We start from the raw sequence: 12,627 nt of genomic DNA on the forward strand, positions 1-12,627 counted from the left end.
ACCCTGACCTGGTGGTGGAGCATCCCCCAGCGCGAAACGCTAGACCGACAGCCCGAACTTGCCCTTTCGGCTCAGATCGTCGACGTACGCGGCGGCCACGTGGACGAAGTTCACTGACACGGTGTTGCCGTCGCGCGTGCGCACGGAGTGGACCCCGCCGTGCTTGAGCAGGTCGGGGATCTTCTCCTCCACGCCGGCGGAATCGTCGGCCGTCAGCGGGAAGATCAGCGGTTCGCCGCCGGAGGACAGGTGCAGCACGAGTGCGGGTTTCGGATCAGCCATGACCCCATGCCACCAGCGGCGCAACGGCGGCGGCAAGCGGGTTCGTGCACAGCGGAGCACTTCACCGGTCCGGGTGCGGCGCGCGCGGGGCGTCGGCTAGCGTTGATCTGTCGCGGAAACCCGACCCAGGACGGACGATGCCCTACTCGTTCACGTTGTCACCCGCGGCGGTGGACCTGTTGCTTGAGCAGCAGAGTCTCGGCCGTGCGCCGGCCCCGTTCGCGGTGCCGCACATCGGCATCACCGGCCAGGAGCGCGCCGGCGTGCGCGAAGCCGTGTTCCGCGACCTCGGCAACCGGGGTCTCGTGCACCGCGGTTACCTCGACGACGATCTGGAGCTGGCGCTCACGACGTTCGTCCGCGGCCGCCTCGTGATCACCGCGACCGCGCAGCTGGACAGCCGGGAACAACTGTTCGCGCGCGTCGCGTCCACCGGTGACCAGGCCGTGCTCGTGAAGCAGGACGCCGGGATGTTCGTGTTCGAGCAGATCCGCCCGACCGGCATCGTGGCCCCGCTGGTCGACCTGCTGCCACCCGGCGCCCCCGCCCCCGGCCAGTCCGTCACGATCGCGCGGCCGGTGAAGCAGCCGCGCCGCGACGGCTACGACCCCTTCGCCGCGTCGAGCGCCCCGCGCAACCCGCAGCTGCGGTCCGTCGAGCGGATCTTCGAGAAGCCGCGGCTGCGCGTCGGGCAGTTCACAGTGGGGTCGTTGCCGCCGCTCGTCTGGTTCGACACGGAACTGGGCCGCTACCTGCTCAGCACCCGCGTCGCCGGCGACGGCCAGCACTGGCTCACGTACGCGCCGGCCGACAACAACCGGCTCGCGCAGCAGCTCTTCGCGCAGGTAGAGGCGTATTCCGCAAACGCCTGACCGTGGCCGTCCGCGTCAGTACACTTCGGTCATGACCTTGGTGGAGCCGGGACAGGTCGCCGGCCTGGACCCGAAGGCCGTCGCTGCCGCCGCGGCCGAGACGACGAAACTCGTGAACGCCGCGAAGTCGGGCAGCTTCACCATCTCCGGTGAAGCGCTCGAGGACCTGCGCCAGGCGCTGTCCGACATGGTCACGCGCGTGGACCGGCTCACCGGTTCCACGGCCGCGCTAGACCAGGCCCCGCAGCTCGGGAGCCATCCGTACGGCCACGCCGTGGCAGCCCACGACCTCAAGACCGCCTCGCAGGACACCGGGTCGGTCCGGTCGGTCCTGGGGCAGTTCCGCGAGGTGCTGACGCGGGCCGACGAGGCGCTGGCCCACGCCGGCGGCGTCTACCGCTCCGGCGAGGACAGCGCCGTCGACGCGCACGCCGCCCACAAGACGGGGGACCTCGCATGACCGCGCCGCGGCCGGGCCTCGAGCCGTCCGACGCCGACTACCTCGGCCACACCCACGAGCAGCTGCAGCAGTTCGTGACCACGAACCTCGACGTGAACCAGGTTTCCGGCGTCTCCGCCGCGTACGCCGACGTCAACAAGGCTTTCGCCGACTTCGCGACACAGCTGACCGAGGCCGTGAACAAGTCCAAGGGCTCGTGGGAAGGCAGCGCGGCCGAGAGCGCGCAGGCCTACTTCGCCACGCTCGGCTCGTGGGCCGACGCCACGGCGCAGAACGCGAAGCTCGCCGCGCAGACCGTCGACGACCAGGGTGCGGCCGCGCAGCAGGCGCGCAACGCGATGACCGAGCCGATCCCGTTCGACTGGACCGACGAGATGGCCCACTGGACCGCGGCCGGCCCGTTCGACCTCGGTGACACCGTCGACCAGTCGCTGAAGAAGCAGCAGGCCAGCCAGTCGGCCCACGAGCAGGCCGCGCAGGTGATGACGGACTACGACCGTTCCCTGCACGACGCCGCCTCGCAGCAGCCGGTGTTCGCGGACCCGCCGACGTTCGGCACGGGCAGCGTGACCACCGCTTCGGCCACGCTGCCCACCGGCTCCGGGTCCACCGAACACCAGAGCGGCGGCGGCTCCGACTCCGGCGGCCAGATTTCGTCCGCGCCGAGCCAGATCACCGGTTCGGGCCACCTGCCGCCGCCCGCGCCGAACTCGGCCACCACCGCGGCGGGTGTCGCGCCCGCGGCGGCCCAGCAGCAGGGTGCCGGCGCGGGTGCCGCGGGCGGTGCCATGCCGATGGGCGGGATGCCCATGGGTGGCATGGGTGGCGGCGGCGGTTTCGGAGCCGACGAGGAGTACCAGTCGAAGTTCAGTCGCGGCGGCAGCTTCGGCCCCGGTGAAGGCGCCGCGCCTGGCGGAGCCGCGCCAGGCCTGAGCGGTGCACCCGCGCGGGCCGGCATGGGCATGGGAATGGGCGGCGGCGCCGCGCGGTACGAAGAGGACGAAGCCGACGGCTCGCGCTTCTTCGCCCACGTGGACGAAGACAGCGAGTACGGCGCCGACCTGCGTGCCGCCCCGCCGGTGATCGGGGAGTAGCAGGTCTCGAGACGAAAAACGGGCCCTCTTGCGGGAGGGCCCGTTCTTCGTGAGGTCTCAGTAGCGGTAGAACTTCTCCGCCCGCCCCTGGCGCACCAGCTTCAGCCACTGCAGGAACGCCTTCGGGTCGCGCTTGACGCCCACGAAGTACAGGCCGAAGCGGATCACTTCCAGGGCCCCGATCTTGCGCATGCCCGGCTGCGAGAGCAGGTACCCGCGGTTGCGGTAGGTGTAGTAGCGCTTGACCTCGTTCTCCGGGTCCTGCGCGTGGAACTTCCCGCCCAGCATGGGTTTGAACTCGTCCGAGCCGTCGGGGTGCAGGTAGGTCGTGCGCAGCGACGTGCCGAACGGCAGGCGCGAGCGCACGAGCCGGCGGTGCAGCTCCACCTCGTCGCCGCGGAAGAACAGGCGCAGGTCCGGCACACCCGTGACGTCCAAAGTGGACGCCCGGAACAACGCACCGTTCATGAGCGACGCGATGCCCGGCAGGAAGTCCGTGCCCAGCTCGGCCGACGAGCGCTTCCACGTGAGCCCGCGCCGCAGCGGGAACGCGAGCTTGGCCGGCGCGTTGATGTTCGCCACCACCGGCGAGATCTCCGCGAGGCCGCGCTTTTCGGCTTCCTCCAGGAGGATCTGCAGCACGTGCTCGTCGGCGGGGCGGCCGTCGTCGTCGGCGAGCCAGACCCACTCGGCGCCGAGCGACAGCGCGTGGAGCATGCCGAGCGCGAACCCGCCCGCGCCACCGAGGTTCCGGTGCGAGGGCAGGTACGTGCAGGGCAACGGGTACGCCTCGACGACGTCCCGCGCCGAGGAGTCCGGACCGTTGTCCACCACCACGAGGTGGTCGACCGGCCGCGTCTGGGCGGCGATGATCTTCAGCGAGTCCGCGAGCAGCTCACGACGGTGGCGCGTCACCACCACGCCGACGACGGCGCCCTCGGGCAGCTGCTGGGTCTCGCTGGTCATCATTCGCCGCCGTTCTTCGTGCCCACGGGCTCGATGCCGAGCCGCTCCAGGCCTTCCTGGCTCATGTTCTCGAACGGGTCGCGGCCCTTGTACCCCGTGAGGACCTCGCGCAGCGAACCCTGCTGCTTGAGGTGGCCCTCGTCCATCCAGATCGCGGAGTCGCAGAGCTCGAAGAGGAACTCGTCGGAGTGGCTCGCGAACACCAGGATGCCGGAGCGCTTCACCAGATCCTTGAGGCGGTCGCGCGCTTTGTTGAGGAACGCGGCGTCGACCGCGCCGATGCCCTCGTCGAGGATCAGGATCTCGGGGTCGATCGAGGTGACGACACCCAGCGCCAGGCGCACGCGCATACCCGTGGAGTACGTGCGCAGCGGCATCTGCAGGTAGTCGCCGAGTTCGGTGAACTCCGCGATGTCGTCGACCCGCTTCTCCATTTCCTTGGCGGTCATACCGAGGAAGAGGCCGCGGATGATGATGTTTTCCTCGCCGGATATCTCCGGGTCCATGCCGATGCCGAGGTCGAAGACCGGAGCGATCTTGCCGGAGATCCGGGCCGAGCCGCGGGTTGGCTCGTAGATCCCGGCGAGCAGGCGCAGCAGCGTGGACTTGCCGGCGCCGTTGTGGCCGACCAGGCCCACGCGGTCACCTTCGCGCAGCTGCAGCGTCACGTCGTGCAGCGCCTCGATGATCGGCACCTTCTGGTCCGTGCCGATCTTGCCACCGACCTTGCCGAGCACGCGCTTCTTCATCGACCGTGTCTTGGCGTCGAAGATCGGGAAGTCGACGAACGCGTTGTGGACGTCAATGCTGACCATGTGTCACACCCAATACGAGACGCGAGAGCGGTAGTTGCGCATGACCACGAGCGCGAGCCCCCAGCCGATGATCGTGATGGCACCCACCACGACCCAGCTGGTCCATCCCACTGCCTGCCCGATCAGCGGTGCGCGCACCACCTGCATGTAGTGGTACAGCGGGTTGGCCTTGATGAACGGCAGCGCCCAGGAAACGCTGTCACGCGAGCCGCCGGCGAGCAGCTGGTCGACCGGCCACACGATCGGCGTGCCGTAGAACAGCAGCTGGATCAGGGAATTGATGACCTGCGGGATGTCGCGGAAGCGGGTGGAGATGATGCCCAGTAGCAGCGCGGCCCATCCGGCGCTGAGCGCCAGCAAGATGAAGCCCGGGATGGCGAGGAGAATGCTCCAGCTCAGGCCGGGGTGGCAGTACAGGTCCGGCGCGCACGCTCCCTCGGGGTGACCCGGCTCGGTACCCAGTGAGTACGGCTGGTCCAGCGCGCCGAAGAAGATGATCAGCAGCACGACGTACACGACCATGTTGTGCGCCAGCATCAGCGTCTGCCGCCACACCGTCCGCAGCACGTAGACACTCAGCGGTGCGGGGAGCTGCTTGATCATCCCCTCGTTCGCGATGAACGTCTCCATGCCTTCACTCAGGCACCCCTGGATGAAGCCCCAGATGATGAAACCCGTCGACAGGTAGGGCAGGAACACCTGGATCGGCGTGTTGAACAGCTGCGAGTACAGCAGGCCCAGCCCGAGCGCGATCACACCCTGGCTGATCGTGATCCAGAACGGCCCGATCACGGACCGGCGATACCGCTGCTTGATGTCCTGCCAGCCGAGGTGGGTCCACAGCTCGCGCGCCGCGAGACCCTCCCTGATGTCGGCGATCGCCCTGGCGAACGTCTTCCGGTCCGACACAGGGGGCATCGGCGTTGAGACCTCGGGTTCGGCTACGTGAACCGTGCTGGTGGCATGCACGTGGACGAGGGTACCGATCGGACCTCTCGTCCTCGGGACGCCCCGGCCCAGCAGCGCGGAGAACCTCGTCGACTCCGCACCGAACACGCGGTGTGTCCTGGTAGTTTCTTGCCCCATGACTGCTGCTCTCGGTGCGGCGAGCCTGATGGTCGACCTGTTGTCGGCGTACGCCGATCGTCCCGACCCCAAGTCGGTGGCGGTCGTCGGCAACCAGCCGCTGGGCCCGGACCCGGTTCGGGCCAAGGCCGTGGACGACTGCGATCTCGTGATCCGCGTCAACGGGTTCGTCGTCGACGAGCCGGAAGGCCCCGAGGTGACCGGGCGCAAGGTCCACGCCGTGGTGTTCAACCGCGCCGTGCGGGCCACTCGCCACGTTTTCCGCGACTACCGCAGCAGGCTCTACCTGCTGGTGGAGCCTGGTCGTCTGCACTGGGAGCCGGAGGCACTGCCGGGCTGGTGGCCCGCCGACCTCGGGTTCGTGCCGGTGTCCAACCGCGACGTCGTGCTGCCGCTGTCCGACGCGCTCGGCCTGCCGACGCGCACCGAATCGACCTGGTCGACCACCGGCACGCTCGCGGCGTGGATCGCGCGCACGTCGTTCCCCGACGCGCAGCTGGTCCTGACCGGGTTCTCCTTCATCGACAACCCGAACCAGACCTCGTGGGAGCACGCCGCCGGCGACTCCTGCATCGTGGGTCCCGAGCACCAGATCGCCGCCGAGGGCAGGCTGCTGGACTCGTGGACCCGCGACGGCGGCACCGTTCTGCTGCGCTGAACCCAGTTTTCACGAATTCCGAAGGAAACTTCTCCCATGGCAATTCAGAAAGTCCGTTCCGGTCTGATCAACCGGATCGCCCGGCTCGTCGACTTCCGGATCGAAGAGCGCACGCGCGACGCCTTCCGTGACCTGAACCACCGCGTGAACGACCTGGAACACGCGACCGCTGACCACCGGCGCCGGCTCGACGCGGCCGAGTCGAGCCTGGAGCACGCACGCGGCGACCTGCTGTGGACCCGCGCCGAGCTCGACCGCATCATTCCGCACATCGCCGCGCAGGAAGCTCAGCTCGAGACGCTGCGGGAGTCGATGGTGATGGTGCCGCGCGCCGACACCGCCGAGGTCGCCGAAGCGCGGTCGCTGATCGAGGAGATCCAGCGCCAGCACGCGCAGATCCGCGTCCGCCTCGCCGGGATCGCGCGCTACGAGGACCGGCTGCGCCGTCTCGAGGACAACCGGCTGGCACCGTCGGGCCAGTGAGCGCGCTGGCTGCTCGTGAGGCTGTGGAGGCCGACGCCGAGCTGCTGCTCGCTTGGCGCAACGACCCGCGCACGCGGCAGGCGTCGCGGTCGAGCGACGTCATCGCGCTCGCCGACCACCTGCGGTGGCTGCGGGGCGTGCTCGCCTCGCCGGACCGGCTGCTGCTGGTGATTTCCGACGACGCCGGTCCCGTCGGCACAGTCCGCTTCGACCGGGAAGCGCCGGGGGAGTGGGAAGTGAGCATCACGCTGGCGCCTTCGAGCCGTGGCCGGGGGCTGTCGCGCGCAGTACTCGCCGAGGGTGAGCAAGCGCTTTCCGAGCGTCACGACGTGCGCGTGCTCCTGGCCGCGGTGCACGAGGACAACGCGGCTTCGGCGGCGCTGTTCGAGCGCTCGGGATACGTCGAGTCGGCGCCCGCCGAGGACGGCTTCCGGTGGCTGCGCAAGACTCGTAGGTGACCCGCACGCGCACCACCGGGAGGACGCCACCCATGTCCGAAGTCCGCATCGGCGCCCACACGCTCGGCCCGGACCACCCGCCGTTCGTGATCGCCGAGATGTCCGGCAACCACAACGGCGACCTCGACCGCGCGCTCGCCATCGTCGACGCGATCGCCGACGCCGGCGCGCAGGCGGTGAAGCTGCAGACCTACCGCCCCGACACGATCACGATCGACGCCGACCGTCCGGCGTTCCGCATCGGCGACGGACATTCGTTGTGGGGCGGGGAAAACCTCTACAAGCTGTACGAAAAGGCCCACACCCCGTGGGAGTGGCACGCGCCGATCTTCGAGCGCGCCCGCTCGCGTGGTCTGGAGGTGTTCTCCAGCCCGTTCGACCCGACGGCCGTGGAGCTGCTGGAGTCGCTCGACGCACCCGCGTACAAGATCGCGTCGTCGGAGATCGTGGACCTGCCGCTCGTCGACCTGTGCGCCCGCACCGGCAAACCGCTCATCATCTCCACCGGCATGGCGAGCGTCGCGGAAATCGACGCGGCCGTGCGCACCGCCCGCGACGCCGGCAACGACCAGCTCGTCGTGCTCGGCTGCACGGCCAGCTACCCGGCCTCGCCGGCCGAGAGCAACCTGCGCGGCCTGCCCGTGCTCGCCGGCGTGACCGGCACGCTGGTGGGGCTCTCGGACCACACACCGGGCATCGGTGCTCCGCTGGCCGCCGTGGCTCTCGGCGCGGTCGCCATCGAAAAGCACGTCACCCTCGCCCGCGCGGACGGCGGCGTGGACTCGGAGTTCTCGCTGGAGCCTTCGGAGCTGGCGGCGCTGGTCGTGGAGAGCCACCGGGCGTGGGAGGCCCTCGGCCGCGCGATCATCGGCCCGCGTGAGAGCGAGAAAGAAGGATTGCGCCTGCGCCGCTCGCTCTACGTCGTGGAGGACGTCCGCGCGGGCGACGAGGTGACCGCGTCGAACGTCCGCTCCATCCGCCCCGCCGGCGGCTTGGCACCGGCGGAGATCACGACCGTGCTGGGCCGTACGTTCCGGGTTGACGCGGCGAAAGGCACCGCCTTGACGTGGGACCTGATCTAGCCTCGGCCGTATGGCAGCTGCGAAGTCCCGCAAGGCGTTGCTGGCGGTCCTCGGTGCGCTCGGCGCGATCCCCGTGGCCAGCGGCCTGACCGCCATCCTCGGCGGCCCGGCCCGCGCCCCGGGCGGCGCCCTGACCAGCCCGAGCGTCGACAGCGAGTACCGGTTCGTGAACACGTTCTGGACCGCCGCCGGCCTGGTGCTCTGGTGGTCGCTCCGTCGCCCGGAGAAGCGCGCTGCGACGACGCGCCTCGTCCTCGGCACCGCCGCCGCGGGCGGGGTTCCCCGCCTGACCTCCGCACGCCGCACGGGTGCGCCTCATCCGGTGTTCCGCGCCGCGACCGTGCTGGAGCTGCTCGTGCTACCCGTGGTGCTGGTGTGGCACGCCGTGGTGGTGCGGGATGGCGTTCAGACCCCGAAGAAGCTCCGCACCCCATCCACAACCCGGTCCACATCGGCATCCGTCAGCGACGGGAAAAGCGGCAGCGACAGCTCCTGCTCGTAGTACGCCTCCGCGTTCGGGCACAGGCCACGGCGGTAGCCGAGGTCCTCGAACACCGGGTGCCAGTAGGCGGGGATGTAGTTGACCTGCACGCCGATGCCCAGCCCGCGCAGGTGGTCGAACAGTGCGCGGCGGCGGCCGTCGAGGACGCGGAGTGGGTAGAGGTGCCACACGGGGTCCGCGCCGGAGCGCGACGGAGGCGTGAGCACGCCGTCGAGATCAGCCAGCGAAGCGTTGTAACGCGCGTGAATCTCGGCGCGGCGCTTCTTGAACTCCGCCAGCCGCGTGAGCTGGCTGCTGCCGAGGGCGCACAGGACGTCGGGCAGGCGGTAGTTGAGTCCGAACTCGTGGACTTCCTGGTGCCAGGCGCCTTCGTCGGGGTATCGCTGCTTTGCCTTGTCGCGCACGAGGCCGTGGTTGCGGAAGGCCTGGGCGCGGCCGAGGAGCTCCGGCGAAGGCGTGACGACGGCGCCGCCCTCGGCGGTCGTGAGGTTCTTCGTCGGGAAGAAGGAGAACGTCGTCAGGTCGGCGAGTGAGCCGACCGGGCGGCCCTGCCAAGCACCGCCGACGGAGTGGGCCGCGTCTTCCAGCAGGAGGGCGCCGGCGTGGTGGGCGACCTCGGCCAGGGCGTCGAGTTCGGCGGGATGCCCGGCGTAGTCGACGGCCGCCACGACCTTCGTCCGCGAAGAAACAAGAGCCGCCGCAGCGTCGACGGAGAGGTTTCCGGTGTCCGGCTCGACGTCGGCGAACACCACCTTCGCGCCGTGCAGCGCGGCGGTGGCCGCGGTGGCCACGAATGTCATCGGCGAAGCGACGACCTCGTCGCCCGGTCCGACCGCCGCGGCGGCGTAGGCGACGTGCAGCGCGGCCGTTCCGGAAGTCACCGCGACGGCCGGGACACCACCGGTGTGCAGTGCCAGATCGGCCTCGAAGCGGGCGACGGCGGGACCGGTCGTGAGCCAGTCCCCGCGCAGGACCTCGGTGACGGCGGCGATGTCCTCGTCGGTGACGGATTGGCGACCGTACGGGAGGAAGTCAGGCATACTGCTCGACCAGCTTGCGCAGCTCGTCCGCTTCGAGCCACAAGTCGTTGGTGTCCGAGCGGTACGCGAACCCCTCGGGCATCGGCTTGCCGTCGGCCGGCGGTTCGTAACCCCAGCCCGCCAGGTGCGGCTGCACGACGTACCGATCCGGCAGCTGCACGGTCCGGCGCGCGTCGTCGGGGGCGATCATCTCCTCGTGCAGCTTCTCACCCGGGCGCACGCCGACCTCGTGCATCGCCGAGCCGGGCGCGATGGCCTGCGCGAGGTCGACGAGCCGCATGCTCGGGATCCGCGGTACGTAGAGCTCGCCGCCGTGCATCTGCTCGAACGAGTCGACCACGAACCGCACCGCCTGCGGCAGCGTGATCCAGAACCGGGTCATGTCCTTGTGCGTGATCGGCAGCGACTCGCCCTGCTCGGCGAGCTTGCGGAAGAACGGGATCACGCTGCCGCGCGAGCCCATCACGTTGCCGTAGCGCACCACGGAAAACCGCGTGACGTGCGCGGCCGCGTAGTGGTTGCCGCTGATGAACATCCGGTCGGCGCACAGTTTCGTGGCGCCGTAGAGGTTGATCGGGCTCGAGGCCTTGTCCGTGGACAACGCGACGACCTTCTTCACGCCCGTGTCGATCGCGGCCTCGATCACGTTCTGCGAGCCCATCACGTTGGTCTGGACGAACTCGAACGGGTTGTACTCACCCGTGTCCACCTGCTTGAGCGCCGCGGCGTGCACGACGTAGTCGACGCCGTGCATGGCGCGCTCGAGCCGGCGGCGGTCGCGGACGTCGCCGATGAACCAGCGCAGCCGCGGGTCGTCGTCGAACAGCTGGCGCGCTTCGTACTGCTTGAGCTCGTCGCGGGAGAGCACGACCAGCCGGCTGGGGTTCAGCTCGGCGAGGGCGTAGGTGATGAACGCCTTGCCGAACGAGCCTGTCCCGCCGGTGAGCAGGATGCTGGAGCCATCCAGCTCGGACATCGATGACCTCCGCGGTTGGGGTACTGGGTCCTGGCGCGTTGCCGCAGGCCATCATGTCACCCATGCGTGAAGGCCTCGGCGTCAACGCCGTGATCCAGGCCCGGTCCTCGTCCACGCGGCTGCCGGGCAAGGTGCTGCGGCCGCTGGCCGGGCGCAGCGTGCTCGGCTGGGTGGTGCGCGCGGCAGCCGCCGCACCCGGAGTGGACCAGGTCGTGGTCGCCACCTCGGACGCGGCCGACGACGACGCCGTCGCCGAGGAGGCCTCGCGCTGCGGGGCCCTGGTCGCGCGAGGGCCCCTGGACGACGTCGTGGCGCGCTTCGGCGTCGCCCTTTCCCTCCACCCGGCCGACGCCGTGATCCGGCTCACCGCCGACTGCCCGCTGCTCGACCCCGCGCTGATCGGCCGGCTGGCGGCGGTGTGGCGCGCGGAGCCGTCGCTGGACTACGTGAGCACCACGCTCGTGCGCACCTTGCCGCGGGGCTTCGACGCGGAGCTGGTTCGCGCGGACGTGCTGGTCGAGCAGGTGTCGGTGGCGTCGGGCCCGGATCGCGAGCACGTGACGTCGGCGATCTACCGGCAGCCGGAGCGCTACTCGTGCACGGGCGTCGTGGTGAGCCCGGCGGCCGACGACCTGCGGGTCACCCTCGACACGCCGGAGGACTGGGACCTGATCTCGGCGGTCGTCGGTTCGCTGGGTGACCGGCCCGGGTCCTGGCGTTCGGTCGTCGAGCTGCTGCGGTCACGGCCGGATCTGGTGGCCCTCAACGCGCACGTCGAGCAGAAGGAGCTCGGCCAGTGAAGCTGTTGCTGCGCGCCGACGCCTCCCCGACGATCGGCGCGGGCCACATCTCGCGGGTTGTCGCGTACGCCGAGCGCGCCGTCGCCCGCGGCTGGGACGTGTCCTTCGCGGGCTCCACCGACAACGCGGAATGGCTGGCTTCACGCTTCGACGCGCTTTCCGTGCCCCGCCTGCCGGTCACCGACTGGCCGACGCTGGCCGCCGGCTTCGATGCGGTCCTCGTGGACCACTACGAGCTGGGCGACGTGCGCCCCGAGATCAACGCCGCCGGCGCCCTGCTCGTGTCCATCGAGGACGACACCTTCGGCCGCCGCCCCGCCGACATCGTGGTCGATGCGGCTTTCACGCCTTCGCCTCGCCCCGCCGACGGTTCGGACGTCCTGCTGAGGGGCATCGCGTACACACCGCTGCGGTCGGGCGTCCTGGCCGCGCGCACTCGTCGCGCCGCTACCGCCTCCTCGACGCCCCACGTCACCGTCGTTCTGGGCGGCGGCGCGGAGTGGTCGGACACGGTCGGCTCACTGCTGCGCGCCCTCGCCGCCACCGGCCTGCCGTTCTCCGCCGATGCGCTGGTCCGCGGCGAGCCCGCGCTGCCCGCTCTCTCGGCGGACCAGTCGATCCGGGTCGCCGCTCCGCACCCGGGTCTGCTGGATCTCCTGGCCACCACCGACGTCGCCGTGAGCGCCACCGGCGTCACCTTCCTGGAACTCTGCTGCCTCGGCATCCCGACCGCGGCGGTGCAACTGGTGGACAACCAGGGGCCCGGCTACCGCGCCGCCGTGTCCCTCGGCCTCACCCTGGGCCTCGGCGACGCCGCTTCCCTGGCGGACCGCCTGCCCGCCGTCACCTCGGCACTGCGGGAGTTGTTGTCGGACAGCGGTTTGCGGTCCACTTTGTCCATCGCTGCCGCGTCCACTGTGGATGGACGCGGTGCGGATCGGGTGTTGGACGTCATCGCTTCGAGCTAAGTCTGCCGACAAGGTGCCTTACCCGCTGTTCCCCGAACCCGGTGGCCTGCTGCTCTGGGGCTACGACGACGGCGCCGACTCCTTC

At 70.3% G+C, this 12,627-nt stretch carries 16 protein-coding genes; 10 read left to right on the forward strand and 6 right to left on the reverse strand.

The genetic code is table 11. The features are described 5' to 3' along the window. Positions 1-39: 39 nt before the first annotated feature. Positions 40-282, reverse strand: coding sequence for a hypothetical protein (locus tag ACWEOE_RS03325; RefSeq protein WP_452003189.1), 243 nt, complete (start codon positions 280-282; stop codon positions 40-42). 137 nt (positions 283-419) lie between these two features. Between ACWEOE_RS03325 and ACWEOE_RS03330 the strand changes: the two genes are divergently transcribed. From ACWEOE_RS03330 to ACWEOE_RS03340, 3 genes are read left to right on the forward strand one after another with little or no spacing between them, the layout of a single operon-like run. After that, positions 420-1,154, forward strand: a complete 735-nt coding sequence (locus ACWEOE_RS03330; RefSeq protein ID WP_452003192.1) for an ESX secretion-associated protein EspG — start codon at positions 420-422, stop codon at positions 1,152-1,154. A 31-nt stretch (positions 1,155-1,185) separates the two neighbouring features. Beyond that, complete coding sequence (locus ACWEOE_RS03335; protein ID WP_452003194.1) at positions 1,186-1,614, forward strand: hypothetical protein; 429 nt, start codon at positions 1,186-1,188, stop codon at positions 1,612-1,614. Then, positions 1,611-2,708 (forward strand): hypothetical protein, encoded by a 1,098-nt coding sequence (locus tag ACWEOE_RS03340; RefSeq protein ID WP_452003197.1) that lies wholly within the window; start codon positions 1,611-1,613, stop codon positions 2,706-2,708. Before ACWEOE_RS03335 ends, ACWEOE_RS03340 begins: the two co-directional genes overlap by 4 nt. A 57-nt stretch (positions 2,709-2,765) precedes the next feature. On the opposite strand, the gene glfT1 is transcribed toward ACWEOE_RS03340, so the two are convergent. Genes glfT1 through wzm form a run of 3 tightly spaced genes read right to left on the reverse strand, consistent with a single transcriptional unit; the run spans position 2,766 to position 5,458 of the window. Next, on the reverse strand, positions 2,766-3,674 hold the full coding sequence (gene glfT1 / locus ACWEOE_RS03345; protein ID WP_452003199.1) for a galactofuranosyltransferase GlfT1: 909 nt from the start codon (positions 3,672-3,674) through the stop codon (positions 2,766-2,768). Further along, a complete protein-coding gene (wzt, locus tag ACWEOE_RS03350) occupies positions 3,674-4,489 on the reverse strand; it encodes a galactan export ABC transporter ATP-binding subunit Wzt/RfbE (protein ID WP_452003202.1) in 816 nt (271 codons plus the stop codon). The genes glfT1 and wzt overlap by 1 nt, the downstream gene beginning before the upstream one ends. 3 nt (positions 4,490-4,492) lie before the next feature. Continuing rightward, positions 4,493-5,458, reverse strand: a complete 966-nt coding sequence (wzm, locus tag ACWEOE_RS03355) for a galactan export ABC transporter permease subunit Wzm/RfbD (RefSeq protein ID WP_452003204.1) — start codon at positions 5,456-5,458, stop codon at positions 4,493-4,495. A 145-nt stretch (positions 5,459-5,603) separates the two neighbouring features. On the opposite strand from wzm, the gene ACWEOE_RS03360 reads away from it, so the two are divergent. The 5 genes from ACWEOE_RS03360 to ACWEOE_RS03380 are packed head-to-tail and all read left to right on the forward strand — an operon-like array spanning position 5,604 to position 8,758. Then, positions 5,604-6,233: a hypothetical protein gene (locus ACWEOE_RS03360; RefSeq protein ID WP_452003373.1), complete on the forward strand. Its 630-nt coding sequence runs from the start codon at positions 5,604-5,606 to the stop codon at positions 6,231-6,233. Positions 6,234-6,269: 36 nt separating this feature from the next. Continuing rightward, positions 6,270-6,716 carry a hypothetical protein gene (locus tag ACWEOE_RS03365; protein ID WP_452003207.1) on the forward strand — a complete coding sequence of 149 codons (447 nt, stop codon included), beginning with the start codon at positions 6,270-6,272 and terminating at the stop codon, positions 6,714-6,716. Beyond that, positions 6,713-7,174 carry a GNAT family N-acetyltransferase gene (locus tag ACWEOE_RS03370; RefSeq protein ID WP_452003209.1) on the forward strand — a complete coding sequence of 154 codons (462 nt, stop codon included), beginning with the start codon at positions 6,713-6,715 and terminating at the stop codon, positions 7,172-7,174. Before ACWEOE_RS03365 ends, ACWEOE_RS03370 begins: the two co-directional genes overlap by 4 nt. A 32-nt stretch (positions 7,175-7,206) precedes the next feature. Further along, on the forward strand, positions 7,207-8,256 hold the full coding sequence (gene pseI, locus ACWEOE_RS03375) for a pseudaminic acid synthase (RefSeq protein WP_452003212.1): 1,050 nt from the start codon (positions 7,207-7,209) through the stop codon (positions 8,254-8,256). 10 nt (positions 8,257-8,266) lie between these two features. Continuing rightward, a complete protein-coding gene (locus ACWEOE_RS03380) occupies positions 8,267-8,758 on the forward strand; it encodes a DUF4345 domain-containing protein (RefSeq protein ID WP_452003215.1) in 492 nt (163 codons plus the stop codon). On the opposite strand, the gene ACWEOE_RS03385 is transcribed toward ACWEOE_RS03380, so the two are convergent. Beyond that, entirely contained in the window at positions 8,662-9,798 is a 1,137-nt protein-coding gene (locus tag ACWEOE_RS03385) for a DegT/DnrJ/EryC1/StrS family aminotransferase (RefSeq protein ID WP_452003218.1), read from the reverse strand. The genes ACWEOE_RS03380 and ACWEOE_RS03385 overlap by 97 nt on opposite strands. Next, positions 9,791-10,774, reverse strand: coding sequence for a UDP-N-acetylglucosamine 4,6-dehydratase (inverting) (gene pseB, locus ACWEOE_RS03390; RefSeq protein WP_452003220.1), 984 nt, complete (start codon positions 10,772-10,774; stop codon positions 9,791-9,793). The genes ACWEOE_RS03385 and pseB overlap by 8 nt, the downstream gene beginning before the upstream one ends. 62 nt (positions 10,775-10,836) lie before the next feature. Between pseB and ACWEOE_RS03395 the strand changes: the two genes are divergently transcribed. Next, entirely contained in the window at positions 10,837-11,574 is a 738-nt protein-coding gene (locus ACWEOE_RS03395) for a cytidylyltransferase domain-containing protein (protein WP_452003222.1), read from the forward strand. Further along, a complete protein-coding gene (locus tag ACWEOE_RS03400; protein ID WP_452003223.1) occupies positions 11,571-12,542 on the forward strand; it encodes a spore coat protein in 972 nt (323 codons plus the stop codon). The genes ACWEOE_RS03395 and ACWEOE_RS03400 overlap by 4 nt, the downstream gene beginning before the upstream one ends. Positions 12,543-12,627: the final 85 nt, after the last annotated feature.

The sequence above is a fragment of the Amycolatopsis sp. NPDC004368 genome (assembly GCF_053602515.1).

What these genes read in the sequence shown, in the direction of transcription:
- ACWEOE_RS03325 (WP_452003189.1), bottom strand. Translation starts at nt 282, where the DNA reads ATGGCTGATCCGAAACCCGCACTCGTGCTGCACCTGTCCTCCGGCGGC.
- ACWEOE_RS03330 (WP_452003192.1), top strand. Translation starts at nt 420, where the DNA reads ATGCCCTACTCGTTCACGTTGTCACCCGCGGCGGTGGACCTGTTGCTT.
- ACWEOE_RS03335 (WP_452003194.1), top strand. Translation starts at nt 1,186, where the DNA reads ATGACCTTGGTGGAGCCGGGACAGGTCGCCGGCCTGGACCCGAAGGCC.
- ACWEOE_RS03340 (WP_452003197.1), top strand. Translation starts at nt 1,611, where the DNA reads ATGACCGCGCCGCGGCCGGGCCTCGAGCCGTCCGACGCCGACTACCTC.
- glfT1 (WP_452003199.1), bottom strand. Translation starts at nt 3,674, where the DNA reads ATGACCAGCGAGACCCAGCAGCTGCCCGAGGGCGCCGTCGTCGGCGTG.
- wzt (WP_452003202.1), bottom strand. Translation starts at nt 4,489, where the DNA reads ATGGTCAGCATTGACGTCCACAACGCGTTCGTCGACTTCCCGATCTTC.
- ACWEOE_RS03360 (WP_452003373.1), top strand. Translation starts at nt 5,604, where the DNA reads ATGGTCGACCTGTTGTCGGCGTACGCCGATCGTCCCGACCCCAAGTCG.
- ACWEOE_RS03365 (WP_452003207.1), top strand. Translation starts at nt 6,270, where the DNA reads ATGGCAATTCAGAAAGTCCGTTCCGGTCTGATCAACCGGATCGCCCGG.
- pseI (WP_452003212.1), top strand. Translation starts at nt 7,207, where the DNA reads ATGTCCGAAGTCCGCATCGGCGCCCACACGCTCGGCCCGGACCACCCG.
- ACWEOE_RS03380 (WP_452003215.1), top strand. Translation starts at nt 8,267, where the DNA reads ATGGCAGCTGCGAAGTCCCGCAAGGCGTTGCTGGCGGTCCTCGGTGCG.
- ACWEOE_RS03385 (WP_452003218.1), bottom strand. Translation starts at nt 9,798, where the DNA reads ATGCCTGACTTCCTCCCGTACGGTCGCCAATCCGTCACCGACGAGGAC.
- pseB (WP_452003220.1), bottom strand. Translation starts at nt 10,774, where the DNA reads ATGTCCGAGCTGGATGGCTCCAGCATCCTGCTCACCGGCGGGACAGGC.
- ACWEOE_RS03395 (WP_452003222.1), top strand. Translation starts at nt 10,837, where the DNA reads ATGCGTGAAGGCCTCGGCGTCAACGCCGTGATCCAGGCCCGGTCCTCG.